This is a genomic window from Cryobacterium serini, from assembly GCF_004404025.1.
Lineage (GTDB): Bacteria > Actinomycetota > Actinomycetes > Actinomycetales > Microbacteriaceae > Cryobacterium > Cryobacterium serini.
On record NZ_SOHN01000010.1, the window covers coordinates 18,627 to 38,084 of the forward strand.

A 19,458-nucleotide genomic window follows, 5' to 3' on the forward strand; every position below is an offset into this window, starting at 1 on the left:
GCCACCGACCCCTTGATCGTGGTGCTTAGTACGCGTCAACCGCGGGCTGCTCGACCACCGTGCCCGAGAGGCCCAGGGTCTCGTCATAGATGGCCTGCCAGCTGTCGTTGCCATTGGTGAACATGTCGTTGATGAAGGCGCGAAGGGCGTCGTCACCCTTCGGCAGGCCTACGCCATAGTTCTCGACCGAGAACGGCTCGCCGACGACCTTGAGGTTGTCGGGGTCCTGCGATGCGTAGCCGATCAGGATGGCCTGGTCGGTCGTGACCGCGTCGGTCTGGCCGTCCTTGAGAGCTTCGACACACTGCGAGTAGGTGTCGAAGGAATTCGTCTCGGTGTCAGGGAAGTTGGCCGTGATGTTCTGCAGCGGCGTTGAGCCGGTAGCAGAACAGACGGTCTTGCCGGCGAGGTCGTCTTCGCTCTTGATCGTATCGTTGTCAGCGGCGACCAGGAGGCCCTGGCCGGTGATGAAGTACGGTCCGGCGAAGTCGATCTGGTCCTTACGCTTGTCGGTGATCGAGTAGGTTCCGACGTAGTAGTCGATGTCACCATTGACGATGGCGGACTCGCGGTTCGCGCTCGGAATGGCCTTGTACTCGATCTTGTCCTGGGAGAATCCGAGCGAGGCGGCAACCCATTCGGCGATTTCGATGTCGAATCCGGTTCGTTCCCCGGTTGTGGCGTCGAGGAACCCGAGGCCCGGCTGGTCTTCCTTGACACCGATGACGACCTTGTCAGCCGACTTCATGGCTTCGTACGTGGGGCTGCCGGTCAGGGACACTTCGCTGGCGACCTCGAAGGCGCCCGCCGCTGGGGCGTCGGACGATCCCGTGTCTGTGGTATCTCCGCCGGCGCATCCGGCCAGAAGCAGTGCCGCCGTGGCTGCTGTGGCCAGGAGACTGAGTTTCTTACGCATTGTGATTCCTTTTCTGGTTGGGAAGGGAGTTGTCAGGATAAATTGTGCCGACCCTGTAGTCGGTGACGCCGCGCGAGTAGGCGTGCGACGGGTTAGTGGTCGAGAATTTTGGACAGAAAGTCCTGCGCGCGCGCGCTCTGCGGATTCGTGAAGAACTCCTCGGGTGAAGACTCTTCCACGATTTCGCCCTCGGCCATGAAGATGACGCGGTCCGCAGCTTTGCGGGCGAAGCCCATCTCGTGGGTGACGACGATCATCGTCATACCCTCGTTGGCGAGGTCGACCATGACCTCAAGCACCTCGTTGATCATCTCGGGGTCGAGGGCGCTGGTCGGTTCGTCGAGCAGGATCAGTTTCGGCTCCATGGCGAGGGCGCGCGCGATGGCGACGCGCTGCTGCTGGCCACCCGAGAGCTGGGACGGCATTTTGCCAGCTTGGTTGGCCACGCCAACTCGCTCGAGCAGAGCCATGGCCTTCTTCTCGGCGTCAGCTTTCGACAGGCCACGCACCTTGATTGGGCCGAGAGTGACGTTGTCGAGCACGGTCTTATGCGCGAACAGGTTGAACGCCTGAAAGACCATTCCGACGTCAGCGCGCAGACGGGCCAGTGCTTTGCCCTCTTCCGGAAGCTTCACACCGTCAATGGTGATGACACCGTCATCGATGGTTTCGAGGCGGTTGATCGCGCGGCACAGGGTGGATTTGCCCGACCCGCTCGGTCCGATGACCACGACCACCTCGCCGCGGTTGACCACGGCGTTGATGTTCTTGAGAACGTGCAGTTCTCCGTAGTGCTTGTTGATGTCTTTTACGACGACTAGCGGTTCGCCCCGACGAACGGTGATGTTCGAGGTGGCCGGGGACGAATCTGTGGGCTCCATACTCCCTAACTTAGGACAGAACGCATGTCTGGACATGCCAAATGCCCGGACAGCAACGCTTTTGTAACAGTCCGGGCATCGTGTATTTGTGCTAGGCAGCAGGTCAGGCGCGCTGGGCGAACGCGCTCTCATACAGGCAAACGGATGCCGCGGTTGCGAGGTTCATCGACTCGGCTTCGCCGTAGATCGGTACGCTCACACTGCGGTCGACCCGGGCCAGGTCTTCGTCGGTCAAGCCGCGAGCTTCATTACCAAAAACCCACACGGTCGGTTTCGCGAGCAGCCCCTCGTTGCGGGCTGTGAGCAAGTCCGAGCCCTTGATGTCGGCGGCGAACAGCTGCAGCCCGGCGGCCTTGGCACGATCGAGCACGTCGGAGAGATCAGCCGCGATCGCGACGGGCAGGTGAAAGATGGAGCCGGTCGAGGAACGGATGACCTTGGGGTTGTACAGGTCGACGCTGCGACCGGTGAGGATGACGGCATCCGCGCCCGCGGCATCCGCTGCCCGAATGATGGTGCCGGCGTTGCCCGGGTCGCGTACCTCTTCGAGAATCGCGACGAGCTTGGGTTCGGCGTTGAAGATCTTTTTTACCGACGTGGGGAACTGGTGGCAGACGGCCACGAAGCCCTGCGGGGTGACCGTGTCAGCCATGGCCTCGAGCACCTCCTCGGAGACGAACTCCACCTCGACCTGGGCGTCAACGGCCTTCTGGGCCAGATCGGCGTAGCGGTCGAGGGCTGTGGGCGTAGCGAACAGCTCCACGACAAGCTCTGGACGAAAGGTGAGGGCTTCGGAAACGGCCTGCGGGCCTTCGAGCAGAAAAAGACCGGACTCGAGGCGCGCATCGCGCTTGGCAAGTTTTGCGACGGAACGGACGCGCGGTGAACGTGGATTATCAAGCATGTACCCCAGTTTAGAGGCACAACGTTGGGTACAGAAAAGGAGCGGACGACCGCGTCGCCCGCTCCTTCATCTGAAAATTTTGACCACTTCACCACATAACGCCCAGGAGGCAACCGGTGACGAATCGATCAGGTAGCGCTTTACGCCGTGACGGCGACCTTCGGTGCCGAGGTGTCGGCGGGAAGGGCTGCCTTGGCGCTCTCGACGAGGGCGGCGAACGTCGCTGCCTCGTTGACGGCCAGGTCGGCGAGGATACGACGGTCAACCTCGATGCCCGCCAGGCCGAGGCCCTGGATCAGACGGTTGTAGGTAAGGCCGTTCGCGCGCGATGCAGCGTTGATCCGCTGGATCCACAGGCGACGGAAGTCGCCCTTGCGTGCGCGACGGTCACGGTAGCTATAGGTGAAGGAGTGAGTGAGCTGCTCCTTGGCCTTGGTGACCAGGCGTGAACGCTGACCGCGGTAGCCCTTGGCGCGTTCGAGAATAACGCGGCGACTCTTGTGGGCGTTTACGGCCCTCTTTACTCTTGCCATTTTTTACAAATCCTTATTCGTTAACGAGGCCTGTTTACTGACCTAAAAATTACAGACCGAGAAGCTTCTTGATGGTCTTCTGATCCGACTTAGCCAGCACCTGGTCCTGGTTCAAACGGGACTTGCGCTGCGTGCTCTTGACCTCGAGGTTGTGTCGAAGTCCGGCCTGCTGCTTCATGATCTTTCCGCTGCCGGTGACCTTGAAACGCTTCTTGGTTCCGGAGTGGGTCTTCATCTTAGGCATGTGGTTCCTCCTGTTTCGCTGCCTTATCGGCAACCTTGTCTGCCTTATCGGCGACCTTGTCTGCCTTCTCGGCAGCCTTGTGGGCGTTAATCTCAGCCTTGGCTTCTGACTTGTTTTTCAACGGGCCAATCACCATGACCATGTTTCGACCGTCGATCATCGGAGTAGATTCCACGGAACCGTACTCGGCGACATCCTCGGCAAATTTTTGGAGCAGTCGTACGCCCTGATCGGGCCGGGACTGTTCACGGCCACGAAAAAGAATCATGGCCTTGACCTTGTCACCGCTCTTCAGGAAGCCTTCGGCGCGTTTGCGCTTGGTTTCGTAGTCGTGCGTATCAATCTTGAGACGGAACCGAACCTCTTTGAGGATCGTGTTCGCCTGGTTGCGCCTGGCCTCCTTGGCCTTCTGCGCAGCCTCGTACTTGAACTTGCCGTAGTCCATGATCTTGGCCACGGGCGGCTTGGCTTCGGGTGCAACTTCGACGAGGTCGAGGTCGGCATCCTGTGCCAGGCGCAGGGCAACATCAATCGCCACGACCCCGACCTGCTCGCCGTTGGGACCAACGAGACGAACTTCGGGGACGCGTATACGGTCATTTGTACGGGGATCGCTGATGCGTCTCTCCTCCTGGTTAACTTCGTGATCACAACCAGCCAGCGGATGCCGACTGGGGACGAAGAGAGGAAAATCACGCGTTTTCCAAGCCAACATTCTCGTTGACCTGCTTCACACGACACCCTGTCTACCCTCGCTCTGTCATCTTCCCCAAGGGAGGTGATGGAACGACGGCGGAGTGCGAACTACCCGGTAACCTTGATGAAGCGGTATGCGCGGGTGGGAGATTCTCCACTTTCGTACCGAGACTATTGTCCCGGAACCAATGATCAGCCTAGCAGAGGAATGCAGTGAGCCAAAGTTTTGAGCACGATACAGGTTTTGAGCAGGATGCGAGCCTGGAGTACGAGGCGGTTCTTGAGCAGGAGGCAGCGCAGGCGACACGCGATATCGCCGATGTGGCCGCTGTGGAGATCATCACCACGGCCGCAGTGCACTTGATGAGCGCGGCCGCCGTGAAGTGCGGCCTCGCCGAAGATCCCGAGGCCCAGATCGACCTGGACGAAGCACGCAAGCTCATCACGGCCCTCGCCGGACTGGTCACGGCCGCCGCTCCCGACATTGCCGACATGCACGCCCGCAGCCTGCGCGACGGCCTGCGCTCCCTGCAGCTCGCGTTCCGCGAGGCGTCCGCCATCCCCGACGCGATCGGCGAGGGCCCCGGTGAGAAGTACACCGGCCCGGTCAACTAACTTCCTTCCGACGAACGGATGCCGCTGGTCACCGACCGTCGGCATCCGTTTTGCGTTCCCCGGCGGCGTCTCAAGTCAGGTCTGGCAGCGCGGGCACCAGAAGGTGTTGCGCTGCTCGACATCACTTCGGCCCAGGGTGCCACGACGGATAGGGGTACCGCAGCGACGGCACGCTTGCCCCCCTCGCCCGTAGACCCAGGTTTGGGCTCCGCGGCGCAGGTTGCCCGTGGTCGTGCGTTCGTCGCGGTCTTTGTTGGCCAGGATCAGGCGCCGGGCCAGGCCCACGAGCCCTGGCACGTCGGTGACGTCGGCCATGGGCCGGTTCGGCAGCAATCCGCGCAGAAAACAGAGCTCGTTGACGTAGACGTTGCCGAGCCCAGCCAGGTTGCGCTGGTCGGCGAGGGCCAGAATGACCGGTTGTTCGGGCCGAGCGGCGAGGCGATTGGCGGCCTCCGCCCGCTCGCCCGCTCCCCAGCCGGTATCGAGCAGGTCGGGTCCGAGGTAGCCGACCACCTCGGACTCCCCCCGGGTCGGCACAAGCTCCAGCACGCCGAGTTCGAAGCCGACGGCGACCCACTCGGCCGTCTGCAGCACGATTCGTGCCTGGAAGGCTGGCCGCTGCCACCGTGTGTTTGGCCGGTAGAGGTGCCAGGCCCCCTCCATCTTCAAGTGCGAGTGGATGCTCGTCTCACCGACCCGGTGCAGCAGGTGTTTGCCGCGACTGACCACCTCGTGCACGGTCTGCCCCGACAGATCGACGGTGGCGAAAGCGGGTACCCGAATGTCGCAGCCGGTCAGGATGCTGCCGCGCAGGGCCTGGTCGAGGGTGCGCGCGGTGCGATAGACGGTATCGCCCTCAGGCACGCAGCCTCAGCCCTTTCGGAGTCTCGGTGAACCCGGCTGAGCGCAGGGCCACGCCCACGTCGGTGCCGATCACGAACACACCGTTGACCGTTTCCACCGCGATCCTCTGCACGCGACCGTTGGTGACCAGGGCGGCCAGACTCACGGTGGCCGCCTCGAGCACCTGCTCATCCGTTTCAAAAGCCACCACCGTTTTGCCGCCGCGCTCGACGTACAGCACGAGGGCACCGTCGACAAGAACGACGAGTGCACCCGCCTTCCGGCCCGGTCGGTGGGTGGTGTCACCAGGCAGGGTCGGCCAGGGCAGCGCGGCGCCATAGGCGTTCGCCGGATCCGTCGCGGCCAGGGCTATCGCACTGGCCGGTGCGGCCCTGCGCGTGCCCGACGAGTCGGACGGCCCCACTGCGAAGGTACGCAGCCGGTCGATCGTGCCACCGGTAGCGAACTGGGCGGCGCCGAGCCCTTCGATGAAATAGCCGCGGCGGCAGCGGGCCATCTCTTCAAACCCGGTGAGCGTGCGGTAAACGAGGGAGAATCCGCCCAGAACACCTTCGGCCATCACCGCTCCCCGCGTCACCACACCGTAACGCTCGAGCAGGGTCTCCCCCAGGGCATGCGCGCGACGCGTCGGCGACTCGTCGGCCACCGGAAGGATCGACCAGCGACCCGACACCGTCGGCGGACCACTGCGACTCGGCAGGTTCGGCCGCGGCATCGAACGCCCGCGATGCAGACGGGCGCGCGGCGCGGCCCTGCTCTGCCGGTGGGCCGTATGCCCGCCGGCCAACAGCGACCGCACCGGAGCGAACGTGTCATTGTTGATCAAACCGGACCAGACCAGGTCCCACAACGCCTGCACCAGTGCGGCGTCGTCCTGGCTGCCGACGGCATCCGCCAGCTGCCGGAAGAAGTATGCACCGCCACCGCCCAGAGTCGCGAGGATCTCCTGCTGGAGCGGCGTGGTCTCCACATCGATGGGGAGCGGCAGGGTGAGCTGGGCCGTTTCCGCCAGGTGCAGACTGACCCAACCATCGTTGCCGGCGAGGGTTCCCGCGCCCGCCCAGAGCACCTCCCCCGCGTTGGTGAGTTCGTCGAGCATGCCCGGTTGGTAGTCGCTCACTCGGGCCGGCAAAATGAGCGTCTCCCAGGCGGACGCCGGAATGCGCGCCCCTTCGAGCTGTTCCACAACGGATGCGACGCCGTCGATTCCGCGCAGCTTGCCTCCCACGTGCTGCCAGACCGGCAGGAACCGTCCGATGGCCTGCTGGTCCACCGGTTCCACCTCGTGCCGAAGCGCCGCAAGGGAGCGCCGGCGCAGGCGCCGCAGCACCTCGGAGTCGCACCATTCCAAGCCGGTACCGTTTGGCCGGAATTCGCCAGCCACTATACGCCGGGCGTCGGCGAGGCGTCCGAGGGCAATCTGCACGACGGCCGTGCCGAGGCCAAACCGGTCGGCGACAGCGCCGGTGGTGAAGGGCCCGTGCGAGCGTGCGTAGCGGCTCACTAGATCGCCGAGCGGATCAGCCACGGATTCGGTAAACGCGGCGGACACCCCGATCGGCAGGGGAACGCCGAGCGCATCGCGCAATCGGCTGGCGTCTTCGACCGCGGCCCAGCGTTCCTCACCTCCGATGCTCACGCGCACAGCGCGGCGCAGATCGACCAGGCCCAGCAGGGCCTGCTCGGCGGGAAGGAGGCCGGGCGGGCCCTGCGCGGGCTGCGATTCCGGCGGGAGATTGAGCATCCGCTCGGAGACCTCGGTGGTGCTGAGCGGGCCCAGGGTGCGCAACAGATCGGCGACACCTTCCATGCCCTTGGCCAGGTAATCCGGCGCGAGCCGTTGCAGTTCTCGGTCGGTTTGGGCGATGACACTCGGGTCGAGGAGCTCACGTAGTTCGACCCGCCCCAGCAGTTCGGCGAGCAGGCTCGAATCGATGGCAAGGGCGGTGGCGCGCCGCTCGGCGAGCGGGGTGTCGCCCTCGTACATGAAGGCGGCGACGTAGCCGAACAGCAGTGTGCTCGCGAACGGGCTGGCGGTCTCGGTCACGGTGTCAACCAGACGCAATTCGCGGGAGGCGATCTGCCGGGACAACACCGCGAGGGCCGGCAAATCGTACACGTCTTGAAGGCATTCACGCAGGGTCTCGAGAATGATCGGAAAGGTGGGAAAGGTGCGGGCCACGTCGAGCAGTTGGGCGGCCTTCTGCCTTTGTTGCCACAGCGGCGAACGGGCACCGGGTTTGTACCTGGGCAGCAGCAGTGCCCGGGCAGCGCACTCCCGAAACCGGGAAGCGAACAGGGCTGAGCCACCGACCTCGTCGATGACGATCTGCTCAAGCTCATCGGGGTCGAAAACGAAGAGTTCACTGCCGGGCGGTTCGGTTTCGGTGTCGGGGATGCGCACGACGATACCGTCGTCACTCGCAACACAGGAGCCGTCGATTCCGTAGCGTTCGCGCACCCGAGCGCCCACGGCGAGCGCCCACGGCGCGTGCACCGGAGTGCCGAACGGGGAGTGCAGCACAACCCGCCAGTCGCCCAGTTCATCGCGAAAGCGTTCGACCACGAGGGTGCGGTCGGTTGGGAGCTGCCCGGTGACCGCGCGCTGCTCGGCGAGGAAGGCCAGCAGGTTGTTGATTGCGCGCTGGTCGAGGCCGCCCACCGCGCAGCGAGCCTGAGCTTCGAGGGGAGGCAGGGCCCCGACCTCGCGCACGAACGCCCCGATGGCCTGGCCGAGTTCGGACGGGCGGCCGAGCCCATCACCCTTCCAGAACGGAAGCCTTCCTGGCTGGCCGAAAGCAGGGACGACGAGCACCCGGTCGTGCGTGATCTCCTGGATACGCCAGCTCGTGGTGCCGAGGGCGAAGACGTCGTTCACACGCGACTCGTAGACCATCTCCTCGTCGAGTTCACCGACCCGTTTGCCGGTGACCTGTTCCCCACCGACCATGAAGACGCCGAACAGGCCGCGGTCGGGGATGGTGCCGCCGCTTGTCACGGCCAGGCGTTGCGCTCCGGGCCGCCCGGTCAGGGTACCGGCGTCTCGATCCCAGACAATGCGGGGGCGCAGTTCGGCGAACTGGTCAGACGGGTAGCGCCCGGCGAGCAGGTCGAGGGTCGCCTCGTAGGCCGAGCGTGGCAGGGTCGCAAACGGTGCGCTGCGCCGCACCGTGTCAAACCAGGTCTCCACGTCGATGGGCTCGAGCGCGCAGGCTGCGACAGTCTGCTGCGCCAGAATGTCGAGCGGGTTGGTTGGTACCCGCAGGGATTCGATGGCGCCGGCCACCATGCGCTCGGCGGCAACCGCCGCGTGGATAAGGTCGGCTCGATGCTTGGGGTAGATCACCCCGCGCGAAATCTCACCCACTTGGTGCCCGGCGCGGCCGAGCCGCTGCAGCCCGCTCGACACCGACGGTGGCGATTCAACCTGCACGACCAGGTCGACGGCACCCATGTCGATACCGAGTTCCAGGCTCGAGGTCGCGACGACACAGCGCAGCCGCCCCGATTTCAGGTCGTCTTCAATGAGCGCCCGTTGTTCCTTACTGACCGACCCGTGATGCGCCCGCGCGAGCAACGGCGCGGCGCCTGCGCTCTGCCCGCTTGCCCCCATCAGTTCGGCCGGCGGGCGCATCACACCGTGTTCGGCTATCTCGCCCTCGGCAGCCAAGACGGGCACCAGAGCGGATGCCTCCGCCCCGGCCAGGCGATCGGCATAGATTTCGTTGAACCGGGCGGTCAGGCGTTCAGTAAGTCTCCGTGAATTCGCGAACACAATGCTCGAGGAGTGCGCCAGCACCTCGTCAACGATGGCCTCCTCAACGTGGGGCCAGATAGACCCGGTTTGCGGAGCAGCGGCCGATGTGACCCCTTCGCGTTGCGGTACCGGTCCGAGGTCGCTCATGTCCTCAACCGGCACGACCACTCGCAGGTCGAACCGTTTCTGGGTGGGCGGCGCGACGATCTGAACGGACGCGGCGCCACCGAGAAAGCGCGCCACTTCGCTCTGCGGGCGTACGGTGGCCGACAGCCCGATGCGCTGGGCCGGGTGGCCGAGGAGCGCGTCGAGGCGTTCGAGAGATACGGCGAGGTGGGCGCCGCGCTTACTGGCCGCGACCGCGTGTATCTCGTCGATGATGACCGTCTGCACATCTCTCAACGATTCCCGAGCTGCCGACGTCAGCATCAGAAACAAGGATTCCGGAGTGGTGATGAGGATGTCGGGGGGCGAGGTGACCAATTTGCGGCGGTCGGCGCTCGGAGTGTCTCCGGAACGCACACCGACCGTGACCTGTGGCGGCTGAAGTCCGAGGCGTTGCGCGGCCCGGCTGATTCCCACTAGCGGGGCGGTGAGGTTGCGTTCAACATCGACGCCGAGGGCTTTGAGCGGTGAGATATAAAGCACACGGGTTCCGCGCCCACGGGTACCGCGCTCGGCTGATACCGGTTCTGACTCGTGCGCCAGCCGGTCGATGGCCCAGAGGAATGCGGCGAGGGTCTTGCCCGATCCAGTGGGGGCCACGACGAGGGCGTGCGACCCTTGCGCGATCGCAGTCCACGCACCGAGCTGCGCTGCGGTGGGCGCAGCAAACGCCTCGGTGAACCATGCCCGGGCCGCCGGGGAGAATCGATCGAGAACGTCGGTCATACCGTCATTGTCGCCTGACCCACCGACAGCCCACTGAACACGGCCAATATCGGGTATCAGGCCGAGGCGACGAGCTTGACGCTCAACGAATCAACGCCGGCCGTGATGGTCTCGCTTTCCGACCAGCGAGTGCCGAGACGAGTGAGGATTGCGTCGAGGTCAGTCTGGCTGAGGCCGTCGACCAGTTCCAGTTGAACCACGAGCTCGGGGCCGATGAGATGGCCAAGCGGATCACCGGCGGAGAGCTGAACGGTCAGGACCGAAAGCTCGGTTGCGATCGATGCCGTGAACGCGTCGGCGACGTGGTGATTGGCGTAACTCGGTGTCCACGGCAAGGATTGGGCGATGGCCCACAGGGCCGGACGTCGAATGACGAATTCACCGGGCGAGGTCGGGTCGAGCACGACGAGGTCGGTATTTTCCTGCGCGGCGGCCAGGGCGACGCGCACGGCATCCGCTGGAACGGGCCGGGCGAGGGGGTTCCAGACCGTCATGGCGGCGGTTGAAGAGAAAGCAGGCAGTACGGTGCGGCCGTCCGGACCGGCCACCGTGATGATCGACAGCTCCTGGGTTTTGTCGATCGTCTGGCCGCGTTCGTTTAGGGCGACATCGCCGAGTTTGGTCACCAGGGGGATGAGCAGGCGGGAGCCGCGAATGGCATCGATGACGCTCTCTTCGCCGGCCTCTCGCGCCTGAAAGCGGGCGAGCGCCTCAGCAAGGGGTGCGGGTGCAGATCCGTCATCGCCGGCATCGAGATTTGCCTCGAACTCGCGACCCGCCCACGGCTGGCCGGCAGAGTCGGCCGTGTTGGCCGACTCGATGTGATCGCCGGGTTGACCTGACGGCGCGTCACCGCCCAAACGTCCCGTTGAATCGCCGGTGGAACCGAGGTTTCGCGCCTTCGCCATTAGTCCCCCGCGACATCCAATGCCTCGGCAAGGGTGAATGCGCCCGCATACAGCGCCTTGCCCACGATCGCACCTTCAAGCCCGAGCGGCACCAGGCTGCGCAGGGCTTCAATGTCATCGAGACTGGAGATGCCTCCGGAGGCGATCACGGGTTTGCGGGTGCGGTCGAGCACTTGGCGAAGCAGGTCAATGTTCGGACCCTGCAGGGTGCCGTCCTTAGTGACGTCGGTTACGACGTAGCGGGCGCAGCCGGCTTCTTCGAGACGTTCCAGCACCTGCCAGAGGTCTCCACCGTCTTTTGTCCAGCCGCGTGCGGCGAGGGTCGTACCACGCACGTCTAGGCCGACGGCAACGGCGTCGCCGTATTGCGCGATGACGCTCGCCGCCCACTCCGGGTTTTCGAGTGCCGCAGTTCCCAGGTTGATGCGTTTGACGCCCGTGGTCAGTGCCGCTTCGAGTGACTCGTCATCGCGGATACCACCGGACAGCTCGATGTTGACACCCTTGACCTGACGGATGACCTTCTTGATCACACCGGTATTGTTACCCCGGCCGAATGCCGCGTCGAGGTCCACGAGGTGTATCCACTCTGCGCCCTGCCGCGCCCAATCAGACGCAGCCTCGACGGGGTCACCGTAGTTCGTTTCCGTGCCAGCCTCCCCCTTTGTCAGGCGCACTGCCTTACCGCCGGCCACATCGACGGCGGGCAGGAGGACGAGCCTCGGTGTCTTATTGAACTCGCTCATTGGTGTCCTTGGTTTGTGCGGTCGCGTGCTGCGACCAGTTTCATGGCAGGTGCCGGTGTGAGGTACGCGGGAGGTGCGAATTGTGAAGTCTAGGCGCACCGCGCTAGTCGCGCAGAGTGCCGATCCAGTTCTTCAACAAGCGGATGCCAGCCTCACCCGATTTTTCAGGGTGAAACTGGGTGGCGCTGAGCGGGCCGTTCTCGACCGCAGCCAGAAACGGTGCCCCGTGTTCTGCCCAGGTGAGCCGGGGCTCGGGAAACGGCGGCATGACCTCGAGGGTCCAGGATTGGGCCGCGTACGAGTGCACGAAATAAAACCGTTCCTCTTCGATTCCTCGGAAAAGCACGGAGTCAGGGGCGCTCGTGACGGTGTCCCAACCCATGTGCGGCAGGATCGGTGCGCGAAGTTCGGTGACCGTTCCGGGCCATTCACCGAGTCCCTCGGTGTCGATCCCACGCTCGACACCGTGTTCAAACATGACCTGCATGCCCACGCAGATGCCAAGCACCGGACGATCGCCAGCCAGGCGACGATCGACGATCTCGTCGCCGCGCACAGCTTTGAGCGCGGCCATCACAGCGCTGAACGCACCAACACCCGGCACGACGAGGCCATCGGCCTCGAGTGCGACCTTACGATCGCTCGTCAGGGTGACGTCAGCGCCCGCCAGCTCGAGTGCCTTGACCGCGGAGTGCACATTACCCGTGCCGTAGTCGAAGACAACGACCCGGGTCACAGGGCACCCTTGGTCGACGGAATACCGTGCACCAGCGGGTCGAGAGCCTTGGCGAGACGAAAAGCCCGGGCGAAAGCCTTGAACTCGGCTTCGGCGATGTGGTGCGGGTCGCGACCGCCCAGCACGGTGACGTGCACGGTCAACCCGGCGTGAAAAGTGATGGCTTCGAAGACATGACGCACCATGGAGCCGGTAAAGTGTCCGCCGATGAGGTGGAATTCGAAGCCTGCCGGTTCACCCGTGTGCACCAAGTAGGGGCGACCCGAGATGTCGACGACGGCTTGCGCGAGGGCCTCGTCGAGTGGCACCAGCGCATCGCCGTAGCGCGAGATGCCCGACTTATCGCCGAGCGCCTGGCGAATAGCCTGGCCGAGCACGATTCCCACGTCTTCGACCGTGTGGTGCACATCAATTTCAATGTCGCCGGAAGCGCGCACGGTGAGATCGCACAGTGAGTGTTTCGCGAACGCGGTGAGGAGGTGGTCGTAGAACGGCACCGAGGTGCGGATATCACTGACGCCGGTACCGTCAAGGTTGAGCGAGAGGTCGATGCTGGATTCACTCGTCTCCCGTTGCAGGTGTGCGACGCGGGGCGCGGAAATGCCGACAGGTGAACTCATACTGCTAGCTTATTCGGCTTGGGCCGAATCGGTTTGCCCGGGCGTCGCTGTGCGCCCCACGCGAGCCAACGCCTCGAGGAACTGTGACGTCTCCTTCTCGGTACCGGCCGTCACCCGCAAGTGGCCGGGAATACCAACGTCCCGAATGAGAATTCCCTCAGCGAGCAACGCCGCAAAAGTCTCCTGCGGGTCGGCCACTCCTCCAAACAGCACGAAGTTACTCCAGCTTCGGTGCGGAAAATAGCCCAGGCGGGCAAGCTCAACCACAAGTCGGTCGCGCTGCCCCCGAATCTCGTCGACCATGGCGAGCATCTCGCCGCTGTGCGCCAGGGCGGCGTTCGCAGCGGCCTGAGTCAGAGCCGAGAGGTGGTACGGCAGACGCACCAGGCGCAGGGCATCCGTTACCGCGGGATCGGCAGCCAGGTAGCCGACCCGGGCACCGGCAAAGGCGAAGGCTTTGCTCATGGTGCGCGAAATGAGAAGCCTTTCCCGACCGGGCAGCAGGGTGATCGCACTCGGGGTGCCAGCGGGTGCGAATTCGGCGTAGGCCTCGTCAACGACGACGATGCCGTCGGTCGCGTCGTAGACGGCGGCGATGGTCTCGAGCGAGAGCGGGGTGCCGGTGGGGTTGTTCGGGGAGCAGAGAAAAACAACGTCGGGGTTGATTCGCGTGACCTCGCTGACGGCGGTGACCGGCGAGAGCTCGAAGTCGGCGTCACGCGTGCCCGGAATCCAGGTGGTGTCAGTACCCGACGCGAGAATCGAGTACATCGAGTATGTCGGGGCAAAGCCGAGCAGGCTGCGCCCCGGCCCGCCGAAAGCTTGAAGCACCTGCTGAAGCACTTCGTTCGACCCGTTCGCCGCCCAGATATTGTCGGCGGTGAGCCCCGCACCGAGGTACCCGGCCAGCGCCTCGCGCAGGGCCGTAAACTCACGGTCGGGATACCGGTTTACCGAATGGATGGCTTCGGCCAGGCCAGCGAGGATGTCGCGCGCCACCGAGTCGGGAATGGGGTGAGTGTTCTCGTTGACGTTCAGCGCCACCGGAACGTGCAATTGCGGAGCACCGTATGGGGTGAGGCCGTGCAGATTGGTGCGGAGCGGAAGATCTTCGAGACTGGTCACCCTCTCCATGCTACGGCCCTGGGCCGCGGCCGATACCTTTTAGGAGTCGGCGGGGATTTCCAGACGCTGGCCCGGCTGCAAAGTTTCAACCGACAGGGCGTTGAGTCGTTTGATGTCGGCCACCACGTCGCGAGGGTCGGCTGCCGGCGAGATCTCTTCGGCAAGGTCCCACAGGGTCTGGCCGGGTTCGACCGTGATGAACCGGGCGGAACCGACGTCGGTTGGCGAGTACGCCAGGGTCGTAACGATTCCTGAGTCGGTCGTATACGACATGAGGTCGATGCCCGTGGCGGAGTCCACCGCACCGGCCGCACCGCCGTTGATGGCCAAAGACATGGCGCCGATCACCAGCGGGACGGTCGCGAGAGTTGTGAAAACAAGGCGGCCTCGGCGGGTGAGGCGAAGACGCGGTGTGGGCGTGAGGGCTGCCGGTACGGGAAGTGCTGGTGCACATACTGTGGTCATGTCAAACCTCCAAGGTAGGCGGGCTGCGAGTCTCGTATCCGGCCCTCGGCCGGGAGGGCCAGATACGAAACTATATTCCGAATATAACTTCGAACAATCGAACATGCAAGCTTTTTTTCGTCTCAGCCCGGAATTTGGCGCAACACACTCGAATAAGTGTTTGTTTCAGGGCGTGGAACTGGATAAACTTTCGATAGAACAATTGCTTGATTTACACTCAACCAGACACCACCGACATTCCCGCGTGACACGGTTTCGGGCCAAGCGGGACCTACTCCAGGAGGGCACATCGTGACACAAGACACCAGTGGTACCCGCGATAAGGGCGGCACTCGGCGCCGCAAGAGTTTGAGCCAACGCCAGCTCGCTATTCTCGACGTGATTCAGCGCTCGGTGAGTTCGCGCGGTTACCCGCCGAGCATGCGGGAAATCGGCGATGCGGTCGGTCTTGCCTCTCTGTCGAGCGTGACCCACCAACTCAACCAACTCGAACTCAGCGGTTACCTGCGCCGCGATCCAAATCGCCCGCGTGCCCTCGAAGTCCTCATCGAGATTCAACGTGCCCCCGAAGACGTCGGCACCGGCACCGGCGACCAGGATAGCTTTCACCCGGGAGTCCAGGTCGGCGACGCTGCGATGGTGCCCCTGGTCGGTCGCATCGCCGCGGGCATTCCGATCACGGCCGACCAGCAGATAGACGAGATCTTCCCGCTTCCCCGCCAGCTCGTGGGACAGGGAGAGCTGTTCATGCTCAAGGTCGTGGGTGAGTCCATGATCGACGCCGCCATCTGCGACGGCGACTGGGTCGTCGTTCGCCAGCAGAAGACCGCAGAGAACGGCGAGATCGTCGCAGCCATGCTCGACAACGAGGCCACGGTGAAGGTCTTGCGCAAGCGCGATGGTCACACCTGGCTACTGCCGCGCAACAGCAACTTCGAACCGATCGTCGGCGACTTTGCCGACATCCTCGGCAAGGTCGTCGCGGTGCTGCGCTCGGTTTAGGCCTCGCCCTGATCGATATCGCACGACACGGGCCCGGCCACCAAGCGGTGGTCGGGCCCGTTTTCTCAGTGCGTCGGTCGTATCAGGCGCTCACGTGGGCGCTCAGGCGTTCGCGCACCAGCCGCGTGGCGGCGAGCATATTCTGCAGCGACTGCACGGTTTCTTCGTAGCCACGCGTCTTGAGGCCGCAATCCGGGTTCACCCAGACCTGTCGTTCGGGAATCGATTCCAGGGCGGTGTCGAGCAGGGTCGTCAGTTCCTCTATGCTCGGCACCCGGGGTGAATGGATGTCATAGATCCCGGCGCCGATTCCGTGGTCGAACCCGCCGGCCTCGATCTCTTGCACGACCTCCATCCGGGAACGGGCCGCCTCGATACTCGTGACGTCTGCGTCCAGGTTGCGGATGGCTTCGATGACGACGCCGAACTCCGAGTAGCAGAGGTGGGTGTGAATCTGGGTCGCATCCGCTACACCGGCCGTGGCGAGACGGAATGAGCCGACCGACCAATCCAGGTAGTCTGCGTGGTCCTTCTTCTTCAGCGGCAACAATTCGCGCAGGGCCGGTTCGTCGACCTGAACGATCTTGATGCCCGCAGCCTCCAAATCAACGATTTCATCGCGCAGGGCCAGTGCCACCTGGCGGGCGGTCTCGCCCAGCGGCTGGTCATCGCGCACAAAGGACCAGGCAAGGATCGTCACCGGTCCGGTGAGCATGCCCTTGACCGGCTTCGCCGTCAGGCTCTGCGTGTACACCGACCAGTCCACGGTGATCGGGGCCGGGCGCGCTACGTCGCCCCACAGAATGGATGGCCGCGTGCAGCGGCTGCCGTAGGACTGCACCCAGCCGTTCTCGGTCACGGCAAACCCATCCAGGTTTTCGGCGAAATACTGCACCATGTCATTGCGTTCGGGTTCTCCGTGCACGAGCACGTCGAGCCCGATCTCCTCCTGCAGCGCCACGACCCGACGGATCTCGGCGCGCATCAGGGAACGATATTCGTCGGCGGCTATGGTTCCCTTGAGAAACTGGGCGCGTGTTCGGCGTATGTCGCCGGTCTGCGGGAACGATCCGATCGTCGTCGTCGGCAACGGCGGCAGCTGCAACGCCGTATCCTGCGCGCTCAGACGATCAGCGTAAGCGCCGCGGCTGAAGTCGGCGTCGGTGAGCGCCGCAGCACGGTGCCGTACGACGCCATCGCGCACGCCAGGGGCACTGTGCCGCGCAGCCAGCGCCGCCGCGGCGTCGGCCAACGACCCCGCGATAGCGGCCCGTCCCTTGACGAGCCCCTGCGCGAGGGTAGCGACCTGCCCGACTTTCTGGTCGGCAAAGGCCAGCCAGCTCGCCAACGAGCCCGGAAGCGACGTTTCATCGAGCACATCGTGCGGCACGTGCAGCAGGGACGTCGACGTGGACACGGCCACGGAAGGGGACAGTCCGCGCACGCTCTCAGCGGTTTCATACGCGCCGGCCAAGTCGCCACGCCAGATGTTGTGGCCGTCGATTACCCCGGCGACGAGGGTCTTGCCGGCCAGCCCCGGTACCGCCTGCGGCAGAGTTCCCCGCACCAGGTCGAGACCGATTGCTTCAACGGCTGTGGCGGCGAGAACGGGCAGGGCATCATCGAGGCTGCCATAGGGCGCCGCAACGAACAGAGCCGGCCGCACGGTCAACCGACCCAGCAGCCCATAAACGGATGCGACAGCCGCCAGTGTCTCGGCGCGCGGCACATCAATGGATTCACTGACCAGGCCCGGCTCGTCGAGCTGCACCCAGTCAGCGCCGGCATCTTTCAGCCGTGCGAGGAGCGCCGCGTAAACGGGAAGAAGATCATCGAGCCGGGACAACGGCGAAAAGCCGGCGGGAGCGCCGTCGCTGGCCTTGCTGAGCAGCAGGAATGTGACCGGCCCGACGAGCACCGGACGGGTGAGGAACCCGGCGGCTTTGGCTTCGAGGAATTCACGCACGATCCGGTCACTCGCGAGCGAGAACACGGTCTCCGGGCCGATCTCGGGCACGAGGTAGTGGTAATTGGAGTCGAACCATTTGGTCATTTCGAGCGGCAGGTTCTCGCCCTCGCCCCGCGCAAGGGTGAAATAGCCAGCCAGGTCGAGGGTTCCGTCTGCGGCGACGAGGGAGGTAAACCGGCCGGGAATCGCCCCAACGGCGACGATGGTGTCGAGTACCTGGTCGTAGTACGAGAACGACTCGGGGATCGACGAGTCTGTGCGACCGAGACCGAGATCGACGAGACGGTCGCGGGTCTGCTGCCGCAGCCCGGCGGCGACGGCTTCCAGAGCCGCCGCATCGATCGCTCCGGACCAAAATGCTTCGACGGCCTTCTTCAACTCCCGCCGCCGGCCGATGCGAGGGTAGCCGAGGATGGTGCCGGCGGGGAAGGTGCTGGATACGGACGCGCTGGGCATGGTGATTCCTTCACTGGAGCGTTGGTGGCTGGAATGGTCGAAGAGAATGAACGTGGTGGGTGGGCCTACGCGCCTGAACGGACGCGAGGCCTAGGGCATGGCGGCGGGCACCGAACGCGCCCCACACCCCTCGAGAATCGACAGCACGGTTTCGTGCTGGTTGAAGGCATAAAGGTGCAGGCCGGGGGCACCGCCCGCGAGAACGTCCTGCGCGAGGCGTACGGCGTAGTCGATGCCGATCTGGCGCTGTCCTTCCTCGGTCGGTTCGACCTCGAGTTCGATGGACAGTTCGGCCGGCAACTTTTCACCGGAGAGCTGCAGGATGCGACGCAACCGGTTGGGGCTGGTCACCGGCATGATGCCGGGAAGAATAGGAAAGAGCACTCCGGCGGAGCGGGCGCGTTGGATGAAGCTCAGGTAGTCGTCAGCGTGGAAAAACAGCTGGGTGATCGCCAGGTTGGCCCCGGCGGCCTGCTTGGCCAACAGTGTGTCGATATCCTGGCTAACCGACCGCGAGTTGGGGTGGCCGTTAGGAAAGGCCGCGACGCCGATACGAACCTTGCTGCGTTCGGTTTTTACCCCGCGAGCACCGGGAAGACCGGGAATGACCGTCTCGGTGTACGGCACGCGTTCGGTTTGCACCCGATGGATGAGCTGCACCAGCTCGCCCGCGCTGTGCAGGTCCCCGAGAAATGTAGTTTCGTCCGGGGCTGCGCCCTGTGGCGCGTCTCCTCGAACGGCCAGGAAGCTGCGAATACCGGCGTCTAGGAACTCGCGAATGAGACGGCTCGCCTCTGCGTGCGAGGAGCCGACGCAGGTCAGGTGGGCCATGGCATCCGCGCTCGTCTGATCTTTGATGTAGCGCAGCACGTCGAGCGAGGAGTTGCGCGACGAGCCGTTGGCTCCGTAGGTGACCGAGATGAACTCGGGACCGGCTGCGGCCAGGTGATCGATGGTGCGGGTGAGAGCGGATGCTGCGGCGCCCGTCTTCGGCGGATACACCTCGAACGAGAACGCCAGGCGGGCGTTACACGCAGAAATCCCTGTCGTGGTCATATTTCCTCATTCGGCAGAAGCGGTACAGCGGTGGTGGCCAGGCGGCCGCGGACGCCGCCAGGAGTCTGGCGGTT

18 protein-coding genes are annotated in these 19,458 nt (G+C 64.4%); 2 read left to right on the forward strand and 16 right to left on the reverse strand.

What is annotated here, in order from left to right:
• Window positions 1-25: 25 nt before the first annotated feature.
• From E3T51_RS08285 to infC, 6 genes are all read right to left on the reverse strand, one after another.
• Entirely contained in the window at window positions 26-916 is an 891-nt protein-coding gene (locus E3T51_RS08285; RefSeq protein ID WP_134529449.1) for a glutamate ABC transporter substrate-binding protein, read from the reverse strand.
• A gap of 92 nt (window positions 917-1,008) precedes the next feature.
• A complete protein-coding gene (locus E3T51_RS08290) occupies window positions 1,009-1,797 on the reverse strand; it encodes an amino acid ABC transporter ATP-binding protein (RefSeq protein WP_134529450.1) in 789 nt (262 codons plus the stop codon).
• 103 nt (window positions 1,798-1,900) lie between these two features.
• Window positions 1,901-2,701 (reverse strand): TrmH family RNA methyltransferase, encoded by an 801-nt coding sequence (locus E3T51_RS08295; protein WP_134529451.1) that lies wholly within the window; start codon window positions 2,699-2,701, stop codon window positions 1,901-1,903.
• Window positions 2,702-2,841: 140 nt separating this feature from the next.
• Window positions 2,842-3,234, reverse strand: coding sequence for a 50S ribosomal protein L20 (gene rplT, locus E3T51_RS08300; RefSeq protein WP_104196972.1), 393 nt, complete (start codon window positions 3,232-3,234; stop codon window positions 2,842-2,844).
• 49 nt (window positions 3,235-3,283) lie between these two features.
• Window positions 3,284-3,478 carry a 50S ribosomal protein L35 gene (rpmI, locus tag E3T51_RS08305; protein WP_092111710.1) on the reverse strand — a complete coding sequence of 65 codons (195 nt, stop codon included), beginning with the start codon at window positions 3,476-3,478 and terminating at the stop codon, window positions 3,284-3,286.
• Window positions 3,471-4,193 carry a translation initiation factor IF-3 gene (infC, locus tag E3T51_RS08310; protein WP_369852438.1) on the reverse strand — a complete coding sequence of 241 codons (723 nt, stop codon included), beginning with the start codon at window positions 4,191-4,193 and terminating at the stop codon, window positions 3,471-3,473. Before infC ends, rpmI begins: the two co-directional genes overlap by 8 nt.
• A gap of 242 nt (window positions 4,194-4,435) precedes the next feature.
• Between infC and E3T51_RS08315 the strand changes: the two genes are divergently transcribed.
• Entirely contained in the window at window positions 4,436-4,789 is a 354-nt protein-coding gene (locus E3T51_RS08315) for a DUF1844 domain-containing protein (RefSeq protein WP_134529587.1), read from the forward strand.
• Between the two features lie 75 nt (window positions 4,790-4,864).
• Here the strand turns inward: E3T51_RS08315 and E3T51_RS08320 are convergent, their stop codons facing one another.
• The 8 genes from E3T51_RS08320 to E3T51_RS08355 form a co-directional block, all read right to left on the reverse strand.
• Complete coding sequence (locus tag E3T51_RS08320; protein ID WP_134529452.1) at window positions 4,865-5,653, reverse strand: DNA-formamidopyrimidine glycosylase family protein; 789 nt, start codon at window positions 5,651-5,653, stop codon at window positions 4,865-4,867.
• The gene (locus E3T51_RS08325) at window positions 5,646-10,301 is read right to left on the reverse strand and encodes an ATP-dependent helicase (protein ID WP_134529453.1); all 4,656 of its coding nucleotides are present in this window, start codon (window positions 10,299-10,301) and stop codon (window positions 5,646-5,648) included. The genes E3T51_RS08320 and E3T51_RS08325 overlap by 8 nt, the downstream gene beginning before the upstream one ends.
• A 56-nt stretch (window positions 10,302-10,357) precedes the next feature.
• Window positions 10,358-11,209, reverse strand: a complete 852-nt coding sequence (locus tag E3T51_RS08330) for an SseB family protein (RefSeq protein ID WP_134529454.1) — start codon at window positions 11,207-11,209, stop codon at window positions 10,358-10,360.
• Entirely contained in the window at window positions 11,209-11,955 is a 747-nt protein-coding gene (gene priA / locus E3T51_RS08335; RefSeq protein ID WP_134529455.1) for a bifunctional 1-(5-phosphoribosyl)-5-((5-phosphoribosylamino)methylideneamino)imidazole-4-carboxamide isomerase/phosphoribosylanthranilate isomerase PriA, read from the reverse strand. The genes E3T51_RS08330 and priA overlap by 1 nt, the downstream gene beginning before the upstream one ends.
• Before the next feature lie 103 nt (window positions 11,956-12,058).
• Window positions 12,059-12,691 (reverse strand): imidazole glycerol phosphate synthase subunit HisH, encoded by a 633-nt coding sequence (gene hisH, locus E3T51_RS08340; RefSeq protein ID WP_134529456.1) that lies wholly within the window; start codon window positions 12,689-12,691, stop codon window positions 12,059-12,061.
• Complete coding sequence (hisB, locus tag E3T51_RS08345; RefSeq protein WP_104192361.1) at window positions 12,688-13,311, reverse strand: imidazoleglycerol-phosphate dehydratase HisB; 624 nt, start codon at window positions 13,309-13,311, stop codon at window positions 12,688-12,690. Before hisB ends, hisH begins: the two co-directional genes overlap by 4 nt.
• Before the next feature lie 9 nt (window positions 13,312-13,320).
• Window positions 13,321-14,445 (reverse strand): histidinol-phosphate transaminase, encoded by a 1,125-nt coding sequence (locus E3T51_RS08350; protein ID WP_134529457.1) that lies wholly within the window; start codon window positions 14,443-14,445, stop codon window positions 13,321-13,323.
• A 30-nt stretch (window positions 14,446-14,475) separates the two neighbouring features.
• Window positions 14,476-14,901 (reverse strand): LysM peptidoglycan-binding domain-containing protein, encoded by a 426-nt coding sequence (locus E3T51_RS08355; protein ID WP_134529458.1) that lies wholly within the window; start codon window positions 14,899-14,901, stop codon window positions 14,476-14,478.
• A 291-nt stretch (window positions 14,902-15,192) separates the two neighbouring features.
• On the opposite strand from E3T51_RS08355, the gene lexA reads away from it, so the two are divergent.
• The gene (lexA, locus tag E3T51_RS08360) at window positions 15,193-15,903 is read left to right on the forward strand and encodes a transcriptional repressor LexA (protein WP_104192358.1); all 711 of its coding nucleotides are present in this window, start codon (window positions 15,193-15,195) and stop codon (window positions 15,901-15,903) included.
• A gap of 82 nt (window positions 15,904-15,985) precedes the next feature.
• Here the strand turns inward: lexA and metE are convergent, their stop codons facing one another.
• A complete protein-coding gene (gene metE / locus E3T51_RS08365; protein ID WP_134529459.1) occupies window positions 15,986-18,328 on the reverse strand; it encodes a 5-methyltetrahydropteroyltriglutamate--homocysteine S-methyltransferase in 2,343 nt (780 codons plus the stop codon).
• A gap of 90 nt (window positions 18,329-18,418) precedes the next feature.
• Window positions 18,419-19,384 carry a methylenetetrahydrofolate reductase gene (locus E3T51_RS08370; protein ID WP_241989231.1) on the reverse strand — a complete coding sequence of 322 codons (966 nt, stop codon included), beginning with the start codon at window positions 19,382-19,384 and terminating at the stop codon, window positions 18,419-18,421.
• Window positions 19,385-19,458 lie beyond the last annotated feature (74 nt).

Coding starts and splice junctions, on each gene's coding strand:
- E3T51_RS08295 (WP_134529451.1), bottom strand. CDS start 2,701: ATGCTTGATAATCCACGTTCACCGCGCGTCCGTTCCGTCGCAAAACTT.
- E3T51_RS08350 (WP_134529457.1), bottom strand. CDS start 14,445: ATGGAGAGGGTGACCAGTCTCGAAGATCTTCCGCTCCGCACCAATCTG.
- E3T51_RS08330 (WP_134529454.1), bottom strand. CDS start 11,209: ATGGCGAAGGCGCGAAACCTCGGTTCCACCGGCGATTCAACGGGACGT.
- infC (WP_369852438.1), bottom strand. CDS start 4,193: ATGTTGGCTTGGAAAACGCGTGATTTTCCTCTCTTCGTCCCCAGTCGG.
- hisB (WP_104192361.1), bottom strand. CDS start 13,311: ATGAGTTCACCTGTCGGCATTTCCGCGCCCCGCGTCGCACACCTGCAA.
- metE (WP_134529459.1), bottom strand. CDS start 18,328: ATGCCCAGCGCGTCCGTATCCAGCACCTTCCCCGCCGGCACCATCCTC.
- rplT (WP_104196972.1), bottom strand. CDS start 3,234: ATGGCAAGAGTAAAGAGGGCCGTAAACGCCCACAAGAGTCGCCGCGTT.
- rpmI (WP_092111710.1), bottom strand. CDS start 3,478: ATGCCTAAGATGAAGACCCACTCCGGAACCAAGAAGCGTTTCAAGGTC.
- E3T51_RS08370 (WP_241989231.1), bottom strand. CDS start 19,384: ATGACCACGACAGGGATTTCTGCGTGTAACGCCCGCCTGGCGTTCTCG.
- priA (WP_134529455.1), bottom strand. CDS start 11,955: ATGAGCGAGTTCAATAAGACACCGAGGCTCGTCCTCCTGCCCGCCGTC.
- E3T51_RS08355 (WP_134529458.1), bottom strand. CDS start 14,901: ATGACCACAGTATGTGCACCAGCACTTCCCGTACCGGCAGCCCTCACG.
- E3T51_RS08285 (WP_134529449.1), bottom strand. CDS start 916: ATGCGTAAGAAACTCAGTCTCCTGGCCACAGCAGCCACGGCGGCACTG.
- E3T51_RS08325 (WP_134529453.1), bottom strand. CDS start 10,301: ATGACCGACGTTCTCGATCGATTCTCCCCGGCGGCCCGGGCATGGTTC.
- E3T51_RS08290 (WP_134529450.1), bottom strand. CDS start 1,797: ATGGAGCCCACAGATTCGTCCCCGGCCACCTCGAACATCACCGTTCGT.